Source organism: Ginsengibacter sp., from assembly GCF_057362405.1.
In genome coordinates this window covers 1-22,778 of record NZ_JBMQQG010000099.1, presented here as the reverse complement: position 1 = coordinate 22,778, position 22,778 = coordinate 1, and the positions used below count along the sequence as shown (strand labels likewise).

The 22,778-nt window shown below is 39.7% G+C and carries 20 protein-coding genes and 1 pseudogene; 13 read left to right on the top strand and 8 right to left on the bottom strand.

Annotation, left to right across the window (positions count from 1 at the left end; genetic code table 11):
- Nucleotides 1–370 (bottom strand): annotated as a pseudogene (locus ACO1O5_RS08765) (hypothetical protein); the annotation flags it as partial.
- A gap of 323 nt (nt 371–693) precedes the next feature.
- Here ACO1O5_RS08765 and ACO1O5_RS08760 point away from each other — a divergent pair.
- The 3 genes from ACO1O5_RS08760 (at nt 694) to ACO1O5_RS08750 (ending at nt 3,727) form a co-directional block, all read left to right on the top strand.
- Nucleotides 694–2,025: a Gfo/Idh/MocA family protein gene (locus tag ACO1O5_RS08760; protein WP_486269468.1), complete on the top strand. Its 1,332-nt coding sequence runs from the start codon at nt 694–696 to the stop codon at nt 2,023–2,025.
- A 100-nt stretch (nt 2,026–2,125) separates the two neighbouring features.
- Nucleotides 2,126–2,353 (top strand): DUF433 domain-containing protein, encoded by a 228-nt coding sequence (locus ACO1O5_RS08755; RefSeq protein ID WP_486269467.1) that lies wholly within the window; start codon nt 2,126–2,128, stop codon nt 2,351–2,353.
- Nucleotides 2,354–2,446: 93 nt separating this feature from the next.
- Nucleotides 2,447–3,727 (top strand): PQQ-dependent sugar dehydrogenase, encoded by a 1,281-nt coding sequence (locus ACO1O5_RS08750; RefSeq protein ID WP_486269466.1) that lies wholly within the window; start codon nt 2,447–2,449, stop codon nt 3,725–3,727.
- A gap of 67 nt (nt 3,728–3,794) precedes the next feature.
- Here ACO1O5_RS08750 and ACO1O5_RS08745 read toward each other — a convergent pair whose 3' ends face one another.
- From ACO1O5_RS08745 to ACO1O5_RS08735, 3 genes are all read right to left on the bottom strand, one after another.
- Entirely contained in the window at nt 3,795–4,346 is a 552-nt protein-coding gene (locus ACO1O5_RS08745; RefSeq protein WP_486269465.1) for a DUF1801 domain-containing protein, read from the bottom strand.
- 27 nt (nt 4,347–4,373) lie between these two features.
- Nucleotides 4,374–5,207 carry a VOC family protein gene (locus tag ACO1O5_RS08740; protein WP_486269464.1) on the bottom strand — a complete coding sequence of 278 codons (834 nt, stop codon included), beginning with the start codon at nt 5,205–5,207 and terminating at the stop codon, nt 4,374–4,376.
- A gap of 154 nt (nt 5,208–5,361) precedes the next feature.
- On the bottom strand, nt 5,362–7,755 hold the full coding sequence (locus ACO1O5_RS08735; RefSeq protein WP_486269463.1) for an alpha-L-rhamnosidase-related protein: 2,394 nt from the start codon (nt 7,753–7,755) through the stop codon (nt 5,362–5,364).
- 93 nt (nt 7,756–7,848) lie between these two features.
- Between ACO1O5_RS08735 and ACO1O5_RS08730 the strand changes: the two genes are divergently transcribed.
- Both ACO1O5_RS08730 and ACO1O5_RS08725 read left to right on the top strand, forming a co-directional pair.
- Complete coding sequence (locus ACO1O5_RS08730) at nt 7,849–8,637, top strand: EcsC family protein (RefSeq protein ID WP_486269462.1); 789 nt, start codon at nt 7,849–7,851, stop codon at nt 8,635–8,637.
- A gap of 166 nt (nt 8,638–8,803) precedes the next feature.
- On the top strand, nt 8,804–10,609 hold the full coding sequence (locus ACO1O5_RS08725; RefSeq protein WP_486269461.1) for a serine hydrolase: 1,806 nt from the start codon (nt 8,804–8,806) through the stop codon (nt 10,607–10,609).
- A 77-nt stretch (nt 10,610–10,686) separates the two neighbouring features.
- On the opposite strand, the gene ACO1O5_RS08720 is transcribed toward ACO1O5_RS08725, so the two are convergent.
- Nucleotides 10,687–12,324 carry a hypothetical protein gene (locus ACO1O5_RS08720; protein WP_486269460.1) on the bottom strand — a complete coding sequence of 546 codons (1,638 nt, stop codon included), beginning with the start codon at nt 12,322–12,324 and terminating at the stop codon, nt 10,687–10,689.
- Nucleotides 12,325–12,600: 276 nt separating this feature from the next.
- On the opposite strand from ACO1O5_RS08720, the gene ACO1O5_RS08715 reads away from it, so the two are divergent.
- Nucleotides 12,601–13,443, top strand: a complete 843-nt coding sequence (locus tag ACO1O5_RS08715; RefSeq protein WP_486269459.1) for a 3-keto-disaccharide hydrolase — start codon at nt 12,601–12,603, stop codon at nt 13,441–13,443.
- Between the two features lie 2 nt (nt 13,444–13,445).
- Here the strand turns inward: ACO1O5_RS08715 and ACO1O5_RS08710 are convergent, their stop codons facing one another.
- Together ACO1O5_RS08710 and ACO1O5_RS08705 are read right to left on the bottom strand one after the other, a co-directional pair.
- A complete protein-coding gene (locus tag ACO1O5_RS08710) occupies nt 13,446–14,216 on the bottom strand; it encodes an FkbM family methyltransferase (protein WP_486269458.1) in 771 nt (256 codons plus the stop codon).
- Nucleotides 14,217–14,310: 94 nt separating this feature from the next.
- The gene (locus ACO1O5_RS08705) at nt 14,311–15,216 is read right to left on the bottom strand and encodes a PepSY-like domain-containing protein (RefSeq protein WP_486269457.1); all 906 of its coding nucleotides are present in this window, start codon (nt 15,214–15,216) and stop codon (nt 14,311–14,313) included.
- Between the two features lie 266 nt (nt 15,217–15,482).
- Between ACO1O5_RS08705 and ACO1O5_RS08700 the strand changes: the two genes are divergently transcribed.
- The 3 genes from ACO1O5_RS08700 (at nt 15,483) to ACO1O5_RS08690 (ending at nt 18,426) form a co-directional block, all read left to right on the top strand.
- Entirely contained in the window at nt 15,483–16,043 is a 561-nt protein-coding gene (locus tag ACO1O5_RS08700) for an RNA polymerase sigma factor (protein WP_486269456.1), read from the top strand.
- On the top strand, nt 16,040–17,656 hold the full coding sequence (locus ACO1O5_RS08695) for an outer membrane beta-barrel protein (protein WP_486269455.1): 1,617 nt from the start codon (nt 16,040–16,042) through the stop codon (nt 17,654–17,656). The genes ACO1O5_RS08700 and ACO1O5_RS08695 overlap by 4 nt, the downstream gene beginning before the upstream one ends.
- A 242-nt stretch (nt 17,657–17,898) precedes the next feature.
- Nucleotides 17,899–18,426 carry a cupin domain-containing protein gene (locus ACO1O5_RS08690; protein ID WP_486269454.1) on the top strand — a complete coding sequence of 176 codons (528 nt, stop codon included), beginning with the start codon at nt 17,899–17,901 and terminating at the stop codon, nt 18,424–18,426.
- A gap of 3 nt (nt 18,427–18,429) precedes the next feature.
- Here ACO1O5_RS08690 and ACO1O5_RS08685 read toward each other — a convergent pair whose 3' ends face one another.
- Entirely contained in the window at nt 18,430–18,852 is a 423-nt protein-coding gene (locus ACO1O5_RS08685) for a secondary thiamine-phosphate synthase enzyme YjbQ (RefSeq protein ID WP_486269453.1), read from the bottom strand.
- A gap of 140 nt (nt 18,853–18,992) precedes the next feature.
- Here ACO1O5_RS08685 and ACO1O5_RS08680 point away from each other — a divergent pair, with 140 nt between their 5' ends.
- The 4 genes from ACO1O5_RS08680 to ACO1O5_RS08665 are packed head-to-tail and all read left to right on the top strand — an operon-like array spanning nt 18,993 to nt 22,600.
- Nucleotides 18,993–19,841, top strand: a complete 849-nt coding sequence (locus tag ACO1O5_RS08680) for a bifunctional helix-turn-helix domain-containing protein/methylated-DNA--[protein]-cysteine S-methyltransferase (protein ID WP_486269452.1) — start codon at nt 18,993–18,995, stop codon at nt 19,839–19,841.
- A 36-nt stretch (nt 19,842–19,877) separates the two neighbouring features.
- Nucleotides 19,878–20,138, top strand: coding sequence for an Ada metal-binding domain-containing protein (locus tag ACO1O5_RS08675; protein ID WP_486269451.1), 261 nt, complete (start codon nt 19,878–19,880; stop codon nt 20,136–20,138).
- Nucleotides 20,125–20,733, top strand: coding sequence for an alpha-ketoglutarate-dependent dioxygenase AlkB family protein (locus ACO1O5_RS08670; RefSeq protein WP_486269450.1), 609 nt, complete (start codon nt 20,125–20,127; stop codon nt 20,731–20,733). Before ACO1O5_RS08675 ends, ACO1O5_RS08670 begins: the two co-directional genes overlap by 14 nt.
- A 37-nt stretch (nt 20,734–20,770) precedes the next feature.
- Nucleotides 20,771–22,600, top strand: a complete 1,830-nt coding sequence (locus tag ACO1O5_RS08665) for an ABC transporter ATP-binding protein (RefSeq protein ID WP_486269449.1) — start codon at nt 20,771–20,773, stop codon at nt 22,598–22,600.
- The last annotated feature ends 178 nt before the right edge of the window (nt 22,601–22,778 follow it).

Genomic DNA, 22,778 nt, shown 5'->3' with positions numbered 1-22,778 from the left:
TATTTTCCTGCTTTTCGAGGAAAGCGAAAATGGAATATTGGATGGCAGAATTGATGAGGCCTAAAATAAAATAAGTAATGATAAATAATTTGGCTACCTGTATGATATGGGTGGTACGGATATTAAAAGTGAGATAATCAAACGCACCAAAGATGGCCGCAAAATATAGAAAGGGTATTACTGACTTTTCAATTGCTAACACAATAAAGTCATCGAAAGTAATTGTTGTTGCAAGGGACAATTTTTTTAATTTCTTCAATACAGGGCCCTTTAAAATTTTAATAAGTGCAAACGATACCACAATGATTCCAATCGCTATCGCCCAATCGCTTAAAGGGTTTCCAAATAAAATTCTATTCCAGAAATTCATAATTATTTTTTTTAGCTGATCCGGCTATTGCTTACAAAAACAATTGTGAAGCCGGTTAAGTTACAGATGTTATCAAAGACAATTGCTGTCCCGACAATTACAAAAAGCAACTGCGTTGCTGATACGCTTTAAGGTAAGAAATTTTGCCATAACAACAAGTCATTTTACATTTTAATAACATTCAGGACGTTTTACTTATTCACCAATTTTTTTTATAAGATTTTTTATCAACGATTTTTTACTGATTATTTCTATATTTATACAAAGCTTGATAAATGATTATTTACCTCTCTTTCAACAATTTTCAATTATAAATTTATACAATGAACTCACGCAGAAAATTTTTACAAAATTCTGCTGCCATGGTTGGCGGCAGCCTGTTGTTGTCGGCCCTTGATAATAGCGCCTTTGCCATTTTTAAAAATAGAATTGCCCCGAGCGACCAGTTAAATATTGGAGCTGTTGGTATCAACGGAATGGGATGGGCCGATGTTACTGCCGCATTAAAAGTGCCGGGAGTAAATCTTGTTGCCGTATGCGATGTCGATAAAAATGTAATTGAGAGGAGATTGAAAGATCTTGCTAAAATGGGTAAAGATGCTTCCAAAGTTAAAACTTACGGCGACTACCGGAAACTGCTAGACGATAAAGATGTGGATGTTGTCGTTATTGGAACTCCTGACCACTGGCATGCATTAATTATGATGGATGCCTGCGCCGCAGGCAAAGATGTGTATTGCGAAAAACCCGTAGGCAATTCCATTGGCGAATGCCGGGCAATGGTTGCCGCACAGGAACGATATAAAAAAGCAGTGCAATGCGGCCAATGGCAACGCAGCCAGCAGCATTTTAAAGATGCTGTTGATTTTGTACAAAGTGGTGTGTTGGGAAATATAAGAACCGTAAAAGTATGGTGCTACCAGGGTTGGATGAAACCGGGGCCTGTTGTTCCGGATACAGCACCACCTAACGGAGTAGATTACACGATGTGGCTCGGTCCGGCGCCAAAACGCACTTTTAATTCAAGCCGCTTTCATTTTAATTTCCGCTGGTTTTGGGATTATGCCGGTGGATTAATGACCGACTGGGGTGTACACTTGTTAGATTACGGATTGCTCGGCATGAAGTCGCCCACACCAAAATCTGTTTCTGCTTTAGGTGGCCGCTTTGCCTATCCGGAGTTGTATGAAGAAACGCCCGATACCCTCACTACCTTGTATGAATTTGACGGATTCAACATGGTTTGGGACTCTGCAATGGGAATTGATAACGGATCTTATGGCCGCGACCACGGTATTGCTTACATTGGCAACAACGGCACGCTAATTCTCAACCGCGGTGGCTGGGAAGTGATTGAAGAAAAACAAAGCAAAAATAAAGTGAGTAAAGCGTTTGCGCCATCTACAGACAGTGGCGTTGACAAACATTGGGTAAATTTTGTTGATGTTGTTAAGTCACGCAAATTCGAAGATCTGCATTGCCCCATACAGGCCGGCGCTCATGTAGCCACTGTTGCGCAGATGGGGAACATTGCCTACCGCAGCGGTAAAAAATTAGAATGGGATGCCGCAAAAGAACGGTTCACTGATGATGCCGTGAACAAAGAATATTTTATAAAGGAATATCATAACGGGTATAAATTGCCAAAAGTGTAATGAAGCCGCGGGGTTGTCAACCTTCAAAGGATTGATAACCCCAACAAAGTCAAACCTGCTTGTTATTGACAGGTACTTTTAAAAATCGTATTTTTAGCTAATGAAAGAATTTGCTTCATATATTTCTATCGATCCGGAAATACGTTTTGGAAAGCCCTGTATTAAAGACACCCGGATTGCTATTGCCGACATTTTACAATGGTTAGCTTCAGGTATGACTCATGCGGAAATAATAAATGATTACCCTTCATTGAAGGAAGAGCATATTTTAGCTGCGCTGACTTTTGCCGCTAACAGGGAAACTTTTATTAAAATTATAGCTGCGTGATCTTTAACGCCTGCGTACAGACTGGCTTGTAATTTGACTATTATTCAAAATGAATTAATGAAGCTGCTAGGTATTAAACCATCGTTAAGTTAAATGAAAAAATTATTTGGTGTACCCTGCCTGCTGATTGCAATAGTTTGCTTTGCAAATTTATCTTCCTGTAAAAACAATAATAGCACAAATGAAAAGAAAGGCGCTTCACTTCCAAAAGCCAATCTGAAATTACCCGAAGGTTTTTCTGCATCTATCATCGCCGACTCTCTCGGGCACTTAAGGCACATGGCCATTAATACTAACGGAGATATTTATGTGAAATTAAGTTCTCTCAAAGATGGCGACGGGATTTACTTTTTAAGTGACACAGATCACAATGGAAGTATTGATAAGAAAACAGGTTTTGGAGATTATCCTGGCACCGGTATCAGGATCAAAAATGGCTATCTCTATTCTGCATCTAATTCTGCAGTGTACAGGTATAAATTGAATGATAAGGAAGAGGTTGACACTTCAATTAAACCGGAAGAAATAGTTCACGGGCTTGTTGATAAAGGAAGAGATAATTCAAAATCGATAGCCCTGGATGATCAAAATAATTTGTATGTAACTGTTGGATCATATAGTGATGCCTGCAGGCTGGAAGGATCAGGCAAAGGTATTCCCGGTTGCCCGATCCTGGATTCGGCAGGAGGAATCTGGCAGTTTAAAGCCGACAAACTGAATCAAAGCTACAGTGATGCAATTCATTATGCAAAGGGAATAAAGAATGCTGTTGGAATTGATTGGAACAACAACACAAATACTTTGTTTGTTACCCAGCATGGCCGCGGCTCGTTTAATGATAAGTTTCCGCAATATTATACAGCCAAACAAAATTCTGAATTGCCGGCTGAAACTTTATATGAACTTCATGAAGGATCGGATGGCGGCTGGCCTTTTGTCTATTATGATCAGTTTCAGAAGAAACTGATCCTGGCGCCTGAGTATGGTGGCGATGGCAAAAAAACAGCTGACAAAAAATACCTGGATCCTATAGTTGCATTTCCGGCACATATGGGTCCTGATGACTTGTTATTTTATACAGGTGCAATGTTTCCTGAAAAATATAAGAACGGGGCCTTCATTGCATTTCATAGTCAATCGCCGGAAATGAAAAAGGGATACCTCGTTGCATTTGTGCCTTTCAATAATGGCAAGCCTTCAGGTGATTGGGAAATTTTTGCTGATAATTTTGCAGGAATAGATTTAACGAACCCGGCAGGTCCTATTCAATATCGCCCTGTGGGTTTAGCACAAGGTCCTGATGGTTCTTTATACGTTTCAGATGATTTAAAGGGAACGATTTTCAGGATCATTTATTCAGAAGGAAAAAAATAAGAGCTTCTTACTGCCGGTCAGTCTTTAAAAGGTTTACAAACTTCAAACCTAAATTTTGTTCCAAACCTTATGCCGTACCCTTAAAATTAAATCCTTTTTCTTTCAAAGCTTTTTGTAAAACCGGTATGGCGGTTTTCCCTATACCGTGAAATTTGAGAATTTCTGCCTCACTATACTTTTTAAGATCCCGTAATGTTTTTATACCATTATTCTGCAAGGCGCGCCTGGCAGGCGCTGAAAGCTGGGGAAGAAAATTAATTTCCTTTTCGTCTTGTTGCTGTACCCGGAACTTAGCCATTCGTGCAATTAAATTTAACGGGATCGGCTTATCCAGTGGAAATTGCACAGAGCCTCTGCCTTGTTTATAGCTGGATAGTTCTTTTGCAAATGCAGCATGCCCCGCCGGAGTCGCGTATAGACCGATGTGGCTTTTGTACCCGGCAAAGTAAATAATAACCCTGCCTTTATATCTAAAAGCAGGCATACCATAACTCATCGTTTCTTCAGCGCCGGGTGCCGCTTTTCTAACGGTCTGGCGTACCTGCTCTAAAATCGTTTGAACATCTTCCGGGAACGCGGCAATGTATGCATCCATATTGGCCGGTTTGGCAGCTTTCATAAAAGATCATTTTAAAAAATTAGTACTTCAGGCACTTTCCAGTTCTTCAATATTGAATTTTACCGATTTCATCACAACGTCCATTACTCTTTTGCCTTTTGCCGGGTCGCTCATTAATTTACCAAGTATGGCAGGAACAATTTGCCAGGACACACCAAACTTATCTTTCAACCACCCGCACTGTGACTCTTTACCACCTTCGGTAAGTTTATTCCAGTAATAGTCTATTTCTTCCTGGTTATCGCAAGGTACTACGATCGAAATGCCTTCATTGAAAGTAAATGCATGCGGACCTGAGCTTTCCATAGCAGCAAATGATTGTCCATTCAGTGTGAAGCGGGCATGTTTGATATGACCTTCTATATCCCCTTCACCTTTTTCATAACGGCTGATCATTTCCACTTTACTATTCTTAAATATGGAAGTGTAAAACTTAACGGCTTCTTCTGCTCTTCCGCTTTGCTCCTGCGTAAACAAAAATGAAGGAACAATTTTTTGCTCAGAACCAGGAGCTAGCATTAGTTGCCAGTTTACTCCAAATTTATCCTGGCACCAGCCGTATTTTTCATTCCAGGGATACCTATCAAGGGGCATCATTACGCTACCATCTGCCGACAATTGTCTCCACTTTTTGTCTATATCTTCTACCGAATCGCCAAAAACAAAAAAAGAAATCGAAGGATTTATTTTGAATAGTGGCCCGCCATTCAATCCCATAAATTGCATTCCTTCCAACTCAAAAATAACTACCATTGGATTTTCGGAAAGTATCTTTGCATTTTCAAAAATTGAAGAATAATGCGTGGCTGCTTCTTTGGCTTTACCATCAAACCATAAGCAGGGATATAATTTACCTTTCATAGTTGTTTTTATTTTGTTTACGTAAAAGTAAATTCAAAAGATTTTATAGAAAAGGGAGTATTATGACATTCTTAGGTGTGTTTGCGACATTTAAACTTAAGTGCAGGCTCGTCCAGGCGTTAACAACTTTGAAAAAGCTCCCGTATGTACGGAACTACAACGATGAAAATTTCATCTCTCCACTATTCAAAACATGCTCCTTCCCTTTCCAAACAAAAACACCGTTAGTTCCTTTGGGAATAGAAATCACCGCATTTAATTTGCGCTGTTTATTGAGTGCATAACTCACTGAGATTGCTCCTTTGGGGTGAGGCATGGAGCCTGATACTTTTGTAAGTGAACCAAGGTTAGGTTCTATTTTTATTTTATTAAATCCCGGTGCGTCTGTATCAATGCCTAACACCGTTCTAAAGAATTCAATATTAGGACTGGAACCCCAGGCATGGCAATCAGAGCGTGCATTAGTGATGTCACTGATCTCTGCCCATGTGGTAAGGCCCATCGCTAAATTATCTTTCCAGATTTGCAATCGATCTAAATACAAATTGCCCAATCCAGTTTTTCTCAATGCCTGGTTCAGGTAGTATTGAAAATAGATAGTGGCCTGCGTTAATGAAGTATCCGTAATTATTTTTAATGCTAACTGTTTTGCCTGGCCGCCCTTTAAAATTCCCGTTAGTATCGCAAGCGTATTGGTATGCTGCGAGAAATAATTTTTGTCTTTTGTATCTGAAAATAACTGTCTGGAATTATCCCAGTATTTTGTTTTGATAGTTTGTGCAAGCAATGCTGCTCTTTGTTTATACTCGTTGGCAAATACTTTCATACCTAAACTATCTTCCAACTTTGCTGCTACCTGGTAAGCCCATAGCAACTGCAGGTCAAGCGCAGCGGAACTCCCATCGCTTCCGAAAGGAGGCATGCCAGATTGCCATCCCTTACCATCTGCCCAATCCGTAAATTCCCAGTAAGGTGCGTTTTTCAAACTTCCATCCGACTGCTGGTACTTGTTGAAGAATTGCAGCACCTGTCTTTCGCCGGGCAAAAATTGTTTCACAAAAGAAGGGTCATCGCGATACATGTAATAATCATTCAGCATCCCGATCCACCATAAAGAAAACGTTGGTATCTCCTGCGCATTGGCGGTAGGATAACGGCTCAGCGTTATACCTTCTGCCATTCTTGAATAATCGATTTGTGTAATGGCATTGCGCATCAGCCGGTCATCGCCGGCATTATATAAAGAAACCATTGCCTGTATGCGGGTGTCACCCACATATTGTAATTGCTCGTAGTAAGGGCAATCCATATAGGTTTCTACTGCGTCTAACCGTGCGGTGCGCCATCCTGTTTCAAATATTTTTTCAAGCGTGTCATTATCTACGGTAAACTTTGCTTTTAATTTAAAAGGATAGCCGGTAAAAATGCCATAGAGATCATTAATGGTTAAAGGCTCATCAGAAGTTTTTATCTCTACCTGCATATAACGATAGGTGCGCCATGCCAACGAAGTAAATGTGTGCTCTTTTCCATCAGCAATTAATTTATCTTTTACGCCTACAAATCTTTTGCCTTCTACTACATTACGGTTGCCTTTTGTATGCTGTGCTTTCCAGTTTTTATCATTCCCTTCATCAATATATAACGCCTCCGCATACCCTAAACTAATATGGGCATCTTTTCCTTTATTAAATTGAAGCACGGGGTAAGCGTTTGTTAGTACTCCGTTATCCAATAGAATTTTTACACTCGTATTTGCAGGCACCGTAAATGAAGTTTCAGTGGAGGGAAAAGAAGTTGGTACGCCAATACCAGAATCAATACGAACTTTTTGCAATCTTTCCGTTTTTAATTCAACCTGTGGAATAGATCTTGGTATCAGCATCCAGCTTAAATCAGATTGAAAAACACCTTTAGGTAGGCCGTTTACTATTTGTTTTGCCTGTGCCCAATTGTTATCATTATATTGAATATTTTGCCAGCCATCGGGATATTTGGCATAATCGATTTCTTCACCCGGTCCAGCAACATAATAGCTATAGATAAGGTCAGGTTGCAAGGGGCTGTAACTGCTGTCCATGATGCACTTCCAGGAAGTATTTGTATTCACTATTTTTTCTTCACTATTATTTCCCTGTAAAATAAAACCGGTGCGAAAAGATATTTGATGCTCCGGTTTGTAGTCACCAAAATTCCAAACCAGAGCCGCTATAACGTTATCGCCTGTACGTAAAAATTTTGCTATATCAATCGTTTCGTAGTTCCAGTGAAAGAGATCGGCCCGTGCGGGGCCTAAAGAAACCATCTCGCCGTTCACGTACAATTTATAACGGTTATCGGCGGAAACGTGTACTACAAAAGATGCCGGTTTATCATTCAATGAAAATGTCTTCCGGAAATGATAAACTCCATATGCATGTGTTGACGAATTAGGAACCGATATCCACTGCGCATCCCATCTTTTTGTAAGAATATCGCCAGCAATTTTTTGCGACGATCCGTACAGCGAAAAAATAATGATAACACTAAACAGGCAAATCTTTTTCATATCAATATGTTGTGCGTGTGAATATATGTAAAAAGTTTTTTCTGGAAGTCATCAGGTGTCTACACATTATGCCGGGTTGGGAAGGTATTCAACGTGGTGTCAGCTCCTGGGCCTGTAATAAGAGTATCTTTGCAGAAAGCCGGTGTGATGCCCGATTCATACGAAATATTTGCATACCAGGAATTAAAAATGTGGCAAAAAAAGATGCTGCGAAAGCCATCGCTATTGAATAAGTTTTCCAAAAAAATACAAACAAAGGTTAATAGCTGGATACCTGAGAAGGTGCATCGTGCGATAACAGTTACGATCAAACAAATGGTCCGTGGCGTTTTATTTGGAGCCAAACATACTACTGCGCATCCTTTAGAAAATACAAGCCTGCAGCAAAGGGAAGAGGCCGTTCAAAGGAAAATAGATATTTATAGAAAAACTGCTGCGGTGGAAGGTGGCATCACCGGCGCAGGTGGCATATTGCTTGGCATGGCGGATTTCCCGATTCTATTAGGCATCAAAATAAAATTATTGTTTGATATAGCATCATTATATGGATTTGATGTAAATGATTATAAAGAAAGAGTTTACCTGCTACACATTTTCGAGCTGGCGTTTTCGAGTGCTTTTCATAGAAACCACGTTTATCGCCAAATGATCAACTGGGAAATCCAAAAACAAAATTTGCCGGAAGACATTAACGAGTTTGACTGGCGAAATTTTCAACAGGAGTATAGGGACTATCTCGACATTGCCAAGATGGCTCAACTCATTCCTGTTATAGGTGCACCTGTGGGCCTGGTTGTAAATAACAGCCTCGTAAAAAAGCTCGGCCGCACTGCAGTCAATGCATATCGCATGAGATTATTTAATGAAAACCCTGCATTATAAATGTAAAATAATTATCAGAAAAGAAATTGACTAGTCAGAATTCAAAAGAGCATAGTTGCCAGGCAATTAGTGGAAAATTAATATATTTATAAGCTATCACGAAAAACTGCCCGATGGTCTCCGCTGCGGCGCATCTTACAAATAATTAAAATAAAACAAAACTCACATGAGAAAAATATTCTTGCTAGCATTTTCTGTGATAGGTCTTGCATCGTTTGCACAAAAACAAAAATCAACTGTTGATAAACGTTTCTCAGGCCTGGACACTGCCTTTGCGAGAGTGCTGAAAGACTGGCACGCTGCGGGTTTCGCCGTTGCAGTTGTTGTTAAAAATAAAATTGTGTATGCAAAAGGCTTTGGCTATAAAGATTATGAAAGAAAAATTCCTGTTACACTTAATACGTTATTTGCAATAGGTTCCTGTACCAAGGCATTTACAGCTTCACTCATTGGTATGCTTAATAAAGAGGGCAAAGTTGATATTGATAAACCTGTTCGCAGTTATATACCGGAACTTAAATTTTACAATGATGAAATGAACGATCATATAACGCTTCGTGATATGATGTGCCATCGTACCGGCCTTCCGCGTCATGATATCTCGTGGTATCTTTTTCCTACCCATTCAAGAGACACACTAATGCAACGAATTCAATATATGGAGCCTTCGGCAGGTATCAGGGAGAAATGGCAGTATAATAATTTTATGTTTATGATGCAGGGGGCAGCGATTGAAAAAATTTCAGGCAAGAGCTGGGAAGATAATATCCGGGAAAAAATATTTATCCCTTTAGGAATGAATAATTCCGATGTTTCTCTTGAGGAATGGACCAAAAGCAGCGATGAATCTTTTGGCTATGATGTAATAAAAGACAGTATCATAAAAAAACAGGATCATTATGATATTGCCGCAATGTCTCCAGCCGGAAGCATTAATAGTTGTGTGAACGACATGGCGAAATGGGTAAGTTTATGGATATATGGCGGCAAACTGAATGGGAAAGAAATAATACCATCTTCATACGTAAATGAAGCTATTACCGTACAGATGGCAACCGGCGGGGGTTTACCCGATAAAGCAATGCCCGAAGTTTATTTTTCCGGTTATGGTTTTGGATGGTTCTTATCTTCCTATCGTGGACACTATCGCGTGGAGCATGGTGGCAATATCGATGGATTCAGTGCCAGTACCTGCTTTTATCCAACAGATAGTATTGGTATTATTGTATTGAGTAATCAAAATGGTTCCCCGGTTCCTTCGGCGGTGAGAAATCTTATTTCAGATAAAATACTGGGACTAAAATATTACGATTGGGAAACGTATTTAAAAAGCAGCAGCGATTCCGCAAAGGCCAAAGTAAGGGCCTCTGAAGTAAAACAAGTTAAAGATACCGCAGCCGTTGGGAATCCGTCGCATAACCTGGAAGCCTATGAAGGTTTGTATACCAACCCAGGTTATGGAACATTTGAAATTACCTTAAAAAATGATTCCTTCTTTATTAAAACACCGGAGATGAACTTATGGATGCAACATAAAAATTATGATATATTCAATATTTTTCCCATTGACGATAAAGAAGGGATTGATACTATGGGTATCAACTTTCCGGCACAATTTAACACGGGTCTTTCGGGATATATAGAAAGCGCTTCACTTACGCTGGAGTCAGCTGTAAAGCCAATTGTGTTTATCCGCTCTTCAAAAGAAATTTCAAATGACAGCCTCCAGGCTTATACAGGCGAGTACGAAATAGGCAATATAACGATTAAGGTCTACACGAGAACTGATAGCAGCCTTTATATGTTTGTGCCTGGCCAGCCGGAATATAAACTTATCCCTATAGATAAAGACAAATTTTCACTTAAAGGTTTGAATGGCTTTAGCGTTCAATTCAACAGGAATGGTAAAAATGTAATAACTGAAATGCTTTCAATTCAACCTAACGGCACATTTAAGGCAAAGAAAAAATAGGAGATGAATATTGCGGGAGGCAATCAATCAGTTCCTTATTTACTAATAACGGTAACCAATAGACGAATAAACCTAAATTATTTAAGGCCATATACAACTACCTGGTTTGAAAACGTGGCTAAATATACGTGCCCGTTAGCAATAGTGGGTGACGAAAATTTTGCATAATTACCGGAGTTGTCATTTACATTTTGAGTGTTGTTCCATAGTTCTTTAGTAACGTCACTTGCATCAAAAGCCCTTAGAATCCCGGGGCATACAGACTGGTTGGCATTGCCACTTGAAGGATAAGAAGCCCACACTATTCCTGTTGAAGGGAGCGTTCCATTTGATGAAACAGATAGTAATGCTCCACTCCAGCCCGTTGGTCCGGGTACAGGTGAAGTAACAACATTGGCGATATCCAGCGTGTTAGAAACGCGGTTAAACGGGTAAGCACGCAACTGATCTTTTTCCGACCACACGTATACGAATTCACCGGTTAGCCCTTTGTAATAGGAAGGTTGACAATGCAAGCCATTGTGTCCCAGTGAAACATTTTGCTGTATCATGTTACCTCCCGCTGTAAAGCCACCCATATTATCTTTATTCAATAGATATAAATTTCCATCCTTTGCTCCAGTCAAATAAAAGTTTGAATTTGGAATTAAGAAACAACCCAGTGACCCGTAATCCCTGTCGGTGCTGTCAAGGTAGGGATAATTGTATGGAGTGAAATAGCTCGTGACTTTTAGGGACGCGGCAGTGGGAGTGAGTTTTAATGCACTCTCTGCCCGGTTTGTTAAATTGGTGGGGTCGCCGCTAACACCTTCAGTACCATTTCCGGATACGCAGTAAAGATTTCCCTGGTCATCTACCGCTAAGCCGGTACCGCTTTCCCAAATACCTCCGGCTGATCCATCGGGAGTATTATTGTAAACAATTTGCTGTTTCAACGTACTTGTATTATATCCCAATATCCAGCCGTGATATGGACCCCAATCGCAATGTGACGCAAATGTGATATAGATTACTCCTTTAACAAGTGTCAGCGCCATACGTTGATTTTGAACTTGCGGGTCAAAAGTGATAACTTGGTTAATGTTTCCTGTGCCGCTGCCCTTGTACGTTGCCGTTATTTTAACCGGGCTGCCCGGCATTTCGCTTCCGTTAAGAATGTTTACTGCATGCAAATATTGGACAAAGTTTGTACCATCAGTACTTCTCGCAACAAAATAAATTGTATTAAAAGCGGGATCGATGACGGGAGTTCCCACTATGCCAATGTTGCCACTAAAATCCCTGTAATTGCCTGAACAGGCGCCCGTCATATCGCTATTTCTTACTGGCCTCATTCCGGGAGCCGTGAAGTTTTTTTGCCAGTATAATTTAGCAGTATCGCCGTCATAAGCATATATCGTGTTATTAACGGTTGCAATGAAAACTACATTATGCTTTGATGCTGCGATGGAAAGGTTAGCTACAACTAACGGCTGGGCGTACACCTGGTCATCCACATTCAGGCTAAACAGTTTGCCGAATTGTTGAGTGTTTACATTGCTCGTTGTCAATATAGTTTCCTTACCATTGAGGCCGGCTCTTGTATTATCATTATGTTGTGTAAGAACAGATACAAAATTGTTGTCATTGGTATCTTCTTCAACAGGAGCGCTTTTTTTTCCGCAGGATACCCAAACGAGTATTACCAGGGCAATAAATGTGTTCTTGTTAACCATGGGCATTTTTGTAGATCAATTCTTAAAGATAAACAATCTTAATCAGCAAACTAAATAGTTAACGTACACTCCGGGCATTTCTTGCAGCAACTGGAAAGTATAATTTTGACTTTAAGGAAAGTTGCGCTTATACTAACGGTTAGCAGGTAAAAAGACGTTCGTATTATTACGATAGTGTTGAGTTCGGATATCCAATTAAATCGTAGGCAATTATTCGCAGGTTTTCAAATGCCTATTAAGAAAAACGATTAATTTACGTTCAATAAAAATGCTGATATGAAACTTTCATCTTTTATTTTTCTTTTCGTAATAAGTATGCTCCCGGAAAAAGAAATGTTTGCTCAAAACAATCACATGATCGCTTTATTCAATGGCAAAGATCTATCGGGATGGAATTCTTACATTGGTCCACCCTTAGATGACGCCGGAAAAAAACTGAGTAACGTACCGATTGGCTTAAACAAAGATCCCAATCGTGTTTTTACTATAGTGAAACAGGATGGAGAAAAGGTAATCCGTATTTCAGGTGAAAACTGGGGCTGCATTTATACATTAAAAGAATACCAGGATTTTCATTTGCAACTGCAATTTAAATGGGGCACACTTAGCTGGGGACAAAAGAAAGGCAAGAGGATGGATAGTGGCGTGTTGTACTTTTCAGTAGGAGATAACGGTGCCGACTATGGAGCCTGGATGCGTTCGCAGGAGTTCCAGGTAGAGCAGGGAAACTGCGGCGACTACTGGGGTGTTGCCGGTGGCATGGAAGATATTCCGGTTATAAAGAAATCAGATAGCGAATTTGTGTACAGCCCTTCAGGAGAAATGAAAACTTTTAGTGCAAAAAGCCCGGTAGGACGACATTGTATTAAAAACGGAGATGCAGAAAACGCCACTGGGGAATGGAATACACTTGATTTATATTGCCACGGCGACACAAGTGTTCAAATGATAAACGGAAAGGTTATGATGGTGTTGTATAATTCGCGCCAGAATGAAAACGGGCAGGCGATACCGTTAGTAAAAGGTAAAATACAAATTCAGTCAGAAGGCGCGGAAATTTTTTACAGGCATATTATGATTGAACCCCTATTTGCCATACCACCGGATTTTTTAAAATAAGCTCATTCGAACATAAAATTATTGCAATAGAAATTGTTGCATGTATTCTGGTAAAGATTAAACTCAAAATTTTCAACAGGTATTTTTATCGTATCAAGAATGAAGTATCCTTTATACCCCAGTTGCAACAGGTAGTCAAATGTTTCTATAATATTTTGGGCACCAGCCAGCCGCTCTTCACATTTCAAGAGGATTTTAGGCTTGTCTGTTCTCAGTAAATTCATGGAACCCTTCAGCAACCTTAATTCATTTCCGTTGGCATCAATTTTCAAAAAAGAAGGGTGAAGGTTTTTTTTACCACAATAATTATCCAAGGTCTCTACTACAATATTATAAACTGAGCTTTCTGCACGCTTGTCGGCAATATTTATTACGACGCCACCATGATCGGAACATTTGCGTGATGATTTGTAGGCCACCTTTAGCGCCGGGAAGTCAGAAAGTACCAACGGCTCCACCTCTATGTTGTTCCACTTAAATATTTTTTTCAGATGCGCCAGTTGTTGAAATAATTCCGTCCGCGATTCAAATACAATTATTTTTCCCGACTTGCCGAGTTTTCTCCGCATGATGTATAAATAGTCATCTTCACCGGAGCCGATATTGATTACCGCGTCTCCTTTATTTATTGACCTTTCCAGGTAATTAACAATACCATACGATTCCCGCTTGCGCTGCACTGCCCGAAATGACAACCTGAATAATTTAAGCAGCCTGGCAGTAACACTTACAATCTGGTATTGTTGGGATATTTTAGGAAAAGTAAAATACATCAGCTGAGTTAGTGTTTGCTTCTTTTTAAAGACACTACTGCTGCGCATTTATAAATGCCCGGCAGTAGTGTTATATTGGTGATATCATTTATTGTTATCTTATGGCAACGGCCCTTATAGAATTGCCCGAAGCGTCAAATGCTACGGCATACTTAGTACCATTGGCATCTATCGCAACAACATAGCCCGACAAGGTTCCATTTTGTGAAAACGAAAATGCCTGGTTAAAAACATAATTTGGGTAAGTAGTTCCCAGGTAAGTTTGTATAACCGCAGGTAGTGCGCTTTGACTAACATTCATCACCTCTCCATTAGTATGCGGCTGCAATTGAACTCTTTTTACAAATGCCCCTGTCGAATCAAATACGGTTACAAATGCACCGTTGTCTTTACTGAAAATTATGTAGCTGCTATCGCGGTTTAAGTAGGCTCGTATTAATGTATCCTGCGGATAATTCGCCGCAAAATATGAGGACACACTTGCAGGCAATGAAGGCAATGCTACAGTATCTTTATGTTGCCCGTCCCTGTTACAGAATCTTCCACCTTCATGCCAGCCATCGTCGCTTAAATCGTCGCCTTCACGCTGTTCAAGAACTAAAATAAAATTTCCTGATGCATCAAATTTCAAACCCACAGGATTACCATTGAATTGTATAATCACAACATAACCGGTTGTATTTCCGGATGCATCTTTTTCGGCATAAGCCTTTTGAAAAGTATATCCTGCATAGTTAGCGGTTAGGTAATCAGTGATGGTAGCCGGAAGTCCACTCATTGAAATGCTATCGAGCACATGCCCGGGGTCGCAGGCATGAATAACATAAATCGAATCGTTGGAAGTACTTCCGGCGGCAACAGCAATAGACTGTGTAGCAGATACTATTGCCTGGGAGGTACCCGTGTTTGACACAGAAGTTTCTTTATTACATGATGCTAAAAAAAGAAGAAAGAAAAATGCGGAGCCAATTAATATAAATCCTGAATGTTTCGTTTTCATATTGTATTATTTAAAAAGTGATAAATAGTTTTAGCGCAAGGTCTTTTGGGTTTTGGTTTTTTAGAATTGCTTCATGCGATACTTTTTACCAGTTATTACTTTTATGTCGTTAAATTTTGATGACAGGCATTGCCCGAAAGTTGGGTGCCCTGATTAAAAAAATGTTAATAGCTTAAATGTTTTTATTAATCATTGTTATTTTATACTGCGCATACTCGCCCAACCATTTTATTATTTAATGCATCAATGCCTAAAGAAGGAAATTATTGGAACAGTTAGAGCAGCTTATTGAGGGTTGTATTAATGGAAACAGGCAATCGCAAAACCGCCTGTACGCAGTTCTTATGCCCAAAATGTTCGGAGTTTGCCTTCGTTATTCCAAAACCCGGGAAGAAGCGGAAGAGATTTTGCAGGAAGGATTTATAAGGGTGTTTGAGTATATACACCAATACAATTTTGCCGGATCATTTGAGGGATGGGTGAGGAAGATTATGGTTAATTGCGCTTTACAAAAATACAGGAGTAAAAAGCAAATGCATGCGGTTGTAAATCTTGATAGTACCGCCGTTGAACCTATAAGTAACGAAGAAGTCTTATCGCGGATAGGAACTAAAGAATTGCTTCAAATGGTACAACAGCTTTCGCCCGCCTACCGTATGGTTTTTAACCTATATGTATTTGAAGGTATGAAGCATCGTGAAATTGCGGAACACCTTGGCATTTCCGAAGGCACCTCAAAATCGAATCTCTCCGATGCACGTGCGTCTTTGCAAAGAGCGGTGCATAAAAGTATCCAATCTGCAAAACAAAACCTAAGTGAAATATGAATAAAGATCTACACAATATTGATGATTTATTCAGGAAGGCTTTGGAAGAAAACGAGGAACTACCTTCAGCCTCTGTTTGGGACAGCATTGATAAAACATTGGATAAAAAGAAAGTAGTTTCTATTTCTAAAAAATACACTAAACTTAAATGGGTGGCCGCGGCACTATTGTTATTTTCCCTTGGTATGGCCATGTACGCCTTGCACATTAGAAAACAAAACAGGGAACTTGTAAAACAAAACAGGGAAGGAAAAAATATACTAAAACAAAAATCGCAAACCAAAAATTCGCGGGGAGATTCTTCAATTTTAAATACCGCTAATTCAAATCCGAACGCGGATGCTAATGACCATAATAATAACCTTCAAAAACAAATTCAGCATGCTGACACAGAGGTTGCAAATAATAAGGTAACTAACACGAAAAATAGAGCTCTTTCAAATAAAAAAGATACCGGAGAAAAAGAGGTTGTCGCCAATAGAAATAACCACGCCTCTTCATCATCTTTAAATGAACACGAAAACACTGCTTTGTTGAACCGAAAAAAGCTGACGGATAAAAATACGGCACGTGTGCAAATGAATATAGATGCTGGAACAACTGATTCGCTTTTTCCTAACGACAAAACGGACAAACAATCCGTAGCATCATATAACAAAAATTATATTGATAGAAATCGAGTGGCAAATAATTCTTCCCATAATATTATTACAGCCAGGCAAAGAAATATTGAAACGACAGGCCTCTCGCCCGAATTAAAAAATGATTTTTTGCTGCCCATTCAAAATCCGACTTATCAAAATGATAATAAGATGTCATCGGGTGAAACGGTATTAAAAAGGAAATCATTTATTTCAAATTCAAAAAGAATCAAAATAAATTCAGGCAGTAGTTCCCCGCTTTCAGCCACCGTATTCTTTTCTCCTGACATAGTTTCAACACAAGTAAAGGATGATCATCCCCGCTTTAGAGAAGAGGAAAGAAGCGTAATTGAAAAGGATGAGCGGATAAAGTTCTCGTCTACTTTTGGTGTTCTTGTGAATTATAATATCGGGAAAAGCTGGAAGCTCGAATCGGGGCTTACTTATTCGTCAAGGAAAACAGATATTCATCCTAAAACTATTTATGCCCGCCCTGATAATGATGGGAACATCAACTATCGTTTTAATTGTTCGGCAGGATACTCCTACGTTACCGTTAAATCCCCGACACCTCCTGCGCCCGGCGATAGCATAAACGCACTTGCTTCAACAAATAATTTACAATACATCGGCTTACCACTTTATGCAAAATATATGTTTACTGCGGGAAGATTTAGCATATTACCTGGTGCAGGTATTTCATTTAATTTTTTAGCCAAGGGGCAAATTGAAACTACTATTGCACCCACAACAGGTTCAAAAATACAATCGACCGATAAAATCCAGGGTTTGAAACCTGTGTATGTGAATGGCGCTGCCGGTGTGGAATTACAATATAAATTGAGTAAAACATTTTCGCTTTCTTTTGAGCCTGCTTTCCGCTTTGCAATATCTTCAATTAATAAAGATGCTTCGGTAAAAACGAATCTGAATTCGTTGGGACTAAGTACAGGCATCGTGTTCAAACTTTGATGTAACATTAGAAGGTTTTGCAATAATAATTTTTCAAATTATCGCTTGTCTTAAATCACGTTAGCATAAACTCATCCTATAAAAGCTGACGCATCATATGCCTTGTTATTTTCAGCCGCATCCTTGTTTCTTATTACTGGCAATTATGTAATAGCCCGTAAAATTTAATAGATGGATCCATACAGTTATTTTGTGCGGTCAAAAAAGTTGGGCTTCCGGATATTTTGAATTACAAAAAGGAAATGACTAAATACTTTTTTAATTTCAATAATATGAATGCGACACATTTAATAAACCTGTTACAATTGCAACCACATCCTGAAGGAGGCTATTTTAAAGAAACCTACCGGGCTTTTGAAAAAATTCCCGCAGAAGCTCTGCCACGGCGCTTTCCAGGCGATCGCAGTTTTTGTACAGCCATATATTATCTTTTGCAGCAAGGTGACCGTTCTGTTTTTCATCGGATAAAGAGTGATGAATGCTGGCATTTTTACGACGGAGATACACTGATCATTCATATAATTGAAAATGATGGAAGTTATTACAACATTAAACTAGGAAAAGAGCTGGATGACGGTGAAACCTTTCAATTTGTGGTTCCTGCAAATACCTGGTTTGCCTCGGAACCTGCACCCGGTAGCTTATTCTGCCTTTCAGGCTGTACAGTGGCGCCCGGTTTTGATTTTGCGGATTTTGAAATTGCTGATAAGGCGAACCTGCTGTTATCTTTTCCTCAACATGCTGATATTATCCATAGGCTTTGTAAATAATTACTATTCACCCCATGCTGTAATTACAAGATCTCTCCGTCCACCGTGGTTTCGGTGTTCGCATAAATAAATTCCCTGCCACATTCCTAATGCAAATCTTCCATTAACAATCGGTATAAGCACAGAACTTCCCAGCAAAGCAGCTTTAAGATGTGCAGGCATATCATCGCTTCCCTCTGTATCATGCGCATAGTCAGGGTCATTTTCCGGAACGGCTTTATTAAAGTACGTCTCAAAGTCAACCCGTACAGTCGGGTCGGCGTTTTCATTAATACATAGCGAGGCAGATGTATGTTGAATGAAAATCTGGCACAACCCGGTATTTATTTCGTTTAACCATACCAGTGAGTCAACCACTTCGTTTGTTATCAGGTGAAAACCTCTCCGTCTTGCAGGAAGGGTAATAGCGTATTGATATATTTTCATAATACTGCATTTAGTATAGATAAAATTATTGCCGATAGTTTTTGCAATCACAATTAAATTACAAAAAGTTACAAGTTCGCAAGTTTCGGGTTGTTACAAGGCGGGGCCGATGGTAATTTTGTCTTGTCAAAAAAAATAAAATGAACATAACAGACAAAGCCAATTTCAAGAGGATTGAAGAGGCTATTGCTTATATCAATAGCAATTTTAAATCGCAACCATCTCTTGACGAAATAGCCAGTAATATACACCTGAGCCCTTATCACTTTCAACGTTTGTTTACAGAATGGGCGGGTGTAAGCCCGAAGAAATTTTTGCAGTATGTTAGCGTGGAGCATGCAAAAAGTTTGTTGAAACAAAATCAATCAACTTTATCGGATGCGGCTTTTGAAACTGGTCTTTCCGGTACTGGTCGTTTGCACGACCTATTCATTAATATTGAAGGTATGACGCCGGGCGAATACAAAAATGGCGGTGAAAATCTTTTGATCAACTATAGTTATGCTGAGAGTCCGTTTGGAAATATTTTAGTGGCATCTACATCAAAAGGTATTTGCTATATGGCTTTTGCGGATGAAGAAATGGAAGCATTTAAAGCGTTACAAAGGAATTTTCCCAATGCGACCTATCGACAAATGGTCGATCTTATTCAACAAAATGCTTTGTACATCTTTGCGCACGACTGGACAAGGCTCAATAAAATAAAGCTTCATTTAAAAGGAACCCAATTTCAAATAAAAGTATGGGAGACGTTGTTGAAAATTCCAATGGGACAATTATCAACTTATGGCCAGATTGCAAAAAGCATAGATAATCCCAAAGCCTCCCGGGCTGTGGGTTCCGCGATAGGTGATAACCCGGTAGCATTCTTAATACCCTGCCATCGTGTTATCCAATCAACGGGCAACTTCGGGCAATATCATTGGGGCGGTAATCGCAAGACGGCCATGATAGGGTGGGAGGCTGCTAAAAGTTCTAGACGGGAATAATGCAATTTATAGAAAGCCAATAAAGAAAACATCACGTTGTATCATATTGCTTTACGTCCCATGGATTTCGCAGGAAGAAGGAAGCTGAAATTATTAATAGTGCAAGGAACAATTATTTTGGCCGGAAACAGTAATTTAAAAATCTATGGATTATTAAAATGTTCTTCCGGCAAAAGGATGAAAATTGAAAATCGTGTATTCTTTTCATCAGAACAGGAAGCCATTAACGAAGGCTACAGGCCCTGTGGAAACTGTATGAAATACGAATATAAAAAATGGAAAAATGGATTTGTTTAGTAATGAAGTAATAACCACAATTGTACAGCAGGATGGACTGGTGCAATATCACGGAAAAGTATTGAATGAAAGGGAAGCTGATTCTTATCTTGATAAATTATTGCATACAATCGAGTGGAAAAATGATGAAGCTATAATTTTTGGGAAACATATTGTGACCAAACGAAAAGTGGCTTGGTATGCCAATGCTGATTACGAATACACCTATTCCAACAAGACAAAAATGGCTTTGCCGTGGACGAAAGAATTACTTGCTTTAAAGAAATTGGTTGACGGAAAAACAGGAACCGTTTTCAACTCCTGCCTGCTCAATTCATATCATAACGGCAATGAGGGCATGGCGTGGCATAGCGACGATGAGAAAATATTGGAAAAAAATTCACCTATTGCGTCGCTAAGTTTTGGTGCAGAAAGAAAATTTATGCTTCGGCACAAACAAACTAAAGAGACTCTCTCGCTTATTTTGCAAAGCGGAAGCCTTTTGGTTATGCAGGGAAGCACACAAGCCAATTGGCAGCACTGTTTGCCGAAATCAAAAAAGATATTGACTCCAAGGATCAATCTAACTTTCAGGATCATGCTCGAAAAGCAATAAACAATTGGCTTAAATTCGCCCCTTAATTAATGTAAGGATGGCCAGACCCGTTGTAAATGTAATTCCCAAACCCACGCTCAAAGAAAAATTAGCCGCTCTTGGTAACCTTCCGCGGTTTTTTAAACTGGTATGGCAAACCAATCATTGGTACACGCTACTGAATGCAGTATTACGTTTACTTCGTTCAGCCATACCCGTGAGTATCCTATACGTTGGCAAACTTATTATAGATGAAGTCGTACTGTTGAGCAGGGGCGCTTCTACAGATCATAATTATTTATGGAAGCTGGTTGCCGCAGAATTCGCATTAGCAATAATATCGGATGCGCTGGCTCGTGCAACGGCATTGGTCGATAGTCTGCTCGGCGATCTCTTTTCTAATTATACTTCTGTGAAAATTATGGAGCATGCTGCAACGCTCGATCTTGACCAGTTTGAGGATTCTGCCTTTTATGATAAGCTGGAACGTGCAAGGCAACAAACAATCGGGCGCACTATTTTATTATCGCAAATTCTTACGCAAGTGCAGGACCTTATAACCATGGCATTTCTTGCAGTTGGTTTAATGGCTTTTAATCCATGGCTCATTTTATTATTACTGGTGGCTATTGTGCCTGCATTCTTGGGCGAATCATATTTTAATGATCGTAGCTATGCACTTACACGCGGTCAAACGCCGGAACGACGGGAGCTTGATTACATGCGCTATCTCGGCGCCAGCGATGAAACCGCTAAAGAAGTTAAGCTGTTTAATTTGTCCGGTTTTTTGATTGATCGATTTAAAACATTGAGTAATAAATTTTATGATGATAATAAAAAACTATCCATAAAACGTGCTTCATGGGGAACTGTATTTGCGCTCCTCGGAAGCCTCGGTTATTATACAGCTTATGTTGTAATGATTTTAAAAACAGTTGAAGGCGTACTTACTATTGGTACCCTAACTTTCCTTGCGGGTTCCTTCAGGCAACTGCGAAGCCTGCTCGAAAATATTTTATCACGCTTTACCAGTGTATCGCAGGGTGCGATTTACCTGCGGGATTTTTTTGAATTTTTTGAAATAGAACCAAAGATCACCGTTGCACCAAAACCGGTTTTGTTTCCCAACCCGATTAAGCAGGGCTTTACATTTGAGGATGTCGGCTTTCGGTATCACAACAGTGACAAATGGGCCAACCGGCATTTGAGTTTTACACTGAACGTTGGTGAAAAGCTTGCATTGGTTGGTGAAAATGGTGCCGGTAAAACTACTTTGGTGAAATTGCTTGCACGTTTATATGATCCTACAGAAGGCCGGATATTACTGGATGGAATAGACTTGAGGGAATACGATATTATGGATCTGCGAAAAAATACCGGCATTATTTTCCAGGATTTTCTTCGTTATCAAATGAGCTTTGCGCAAAATATTGCTGCAGGAAATATTGATGAGCAACATAACCGCCCTTTAATAAAAACATCTGCTGAAAAAAGTTTAGCTAACCTGCTTGCGGAAAGACTACCTGAAAAATATGACCAGGCTTTGGGTCGCCGTTTTAATAATGGCATAGAATTGAGCGGCGGAGAATGGCAGAAGATTGCATTAGCACGTGCATACATGAAGGATGCCCAGCTACTGATTTTAGATGAACCAACCAGCGCTCTTGATGCCCGTGCCGAGTACCAGGTATTCCAGCGCTTCGCTGAACTTACGAAAGGAAAAACCGCCGTGCTTATTTCTCACCGGTTCTCAACTGTTCGCATGGCGGACCGCATTTTGGTGATGGATAAGGGAGAAATGATTCAATTGGGGAGCCATGAAGAGCTATTAAAACAGGAAGGCCGGTATGCTGAATTGTTTCACCTCCAGGCGCAAGGTTACCGGTAGAAATTATTTACGGCTATTCGTTATAGTTAGTTAATAAATACAAGTGGTTCTTAAAAAGATAATTGTTTAGAAATTCCACCAGTGTTTATCAGGATACACTTCATCCAAAATGACAGTTTCACCAATCATTGGTGTAGTTACTTTTAAATTTTGCAAAGAGGCAGCCCTCAAAACTCTT

Excerpts from the sequence above, each read along its gene's own strand:
- ACO1O5_RS08720 (WP_486269460.1), bottom strand. The coding sequence starts at position 12,324 with ATGGTTAACAAGAACACATTTATTGCCCTGGTAATACTCGTTTGGGTA.
- ACO1O5_RS08715 (WP_486269459.1), top strand. The coding sequence starts at position 12,601 with ATGAAACTTTCATCTTTTATTTTTCTTTTCGTAATAAGTATGCTCCCG.
- ACO1O5_RS08695 (WP_486269455.1), top strand. The coding sequence starts at position 16,040 with ATGAATAAAGATCTACACAATATTGATGATTTATTCAGGAAGGCTTTG.
- ACO1O5_RS08710 (WP_486269458.1), bottom strand. The coding sequence starts at position 14,216 with ATGTATTTTACTTTTCCTAAAATATCCCAACAATACCAGATTGTAAGT.
- ACO1O5_RS08755 (WP_486269467.1), top strand. The coding sequence starts at position 2,126 with ATGAAAGAATTTGCTTCATATATTTCTATCGATCCGGAAATACGTTTT.
- ACO1O5_RS08690 (WP_486269454.1), top strand. The coding sequence starts at position 17,899 with ATGACTAAATACTTTTTTAATTTCAATAATATGAATGCGACACATTTA.
- ACO1O5_RS08750 (WP_486269466.1), top strand. The coding sequence starts at position 2,447 with ATGAAAAAATTATTTGGTGTACCCTGCCTGCTGATTGCAATAGTTTGC.
- ACO1O5_RS08705 (WP_486269457.1), bottom strand. The coding sequence starts at position 15,216 with ATGAAAACGAAACATTCAGGATTTATATTAATTGGCTCCGCATTTTTC.
- ACO1O5_RS08745 (WP_486269465.1), bottom strand. The coding sequence starts at position 4,346 with ATGAAAGCTGCCAAACCGGCCAATATGGATGCATACATTGCCGCGTTC.
- ACO1O5_RS08760 (WP_486269468.1), top strand. The coding sequence starts at position 694 with ATGAACTCACGCAGAAAATTTTTACAAAATTCTGCTGCCATGGTTGGC.
- ACO1O5_RS08735 (WP_486269463.1), bottom strand. The coding sequence starts at position 7,755 with ATGAAAAAGATTTGCCTGTTTAGTGTTATCATTATTTTTTCGCTGTAC.
- ACO1O5_RS08670 (WP_486269450.1), top strand. The coding sequence starts at position 20,125 with ATGGATTTGTTTAGTAATGAAGTAATAACCACAATTGTACAGCAGGAT.
- ACO1O5_RS08725 (WP_486269461.1), top strand. The coding sequence starts at position 8,804 with ATGAGAAAAATATTCTTGCTAGCATTTTCTGTGATAGGTCTTGCATCG.
- ACO1O5_RS08680 (WP_486269452.1), top strand. The coding sequence starts at position 18,993 with ATGAACATAACAGACAAAGCCAATTTCAAGAGGATTGAAGAGGCTATT.
- ACO1O5_RS08740 (WP_486269464.1), bottom strand. The coding sequence starts at position 5,207 with ATGAAAGGTAAATTATATCCCTGCTTATGGTTTGATGGTAAAGCCAAA.
- ACO1O5_RS08665 (WP_486269449.1), top strand. The coding sequence starts at position 20,771 with ATGGCCAGACCCGTTGTAAATGTAATTCCCAAACCCACGCTCAAAGAA.
- ACO1O5_RS08685 (WP_486269453.1), bottom strand. The coding sequence starts at position 18,852 with ATGAAAATATATCAATACGCTATTACCCTTCCTGCAAGACGGAGAGGT.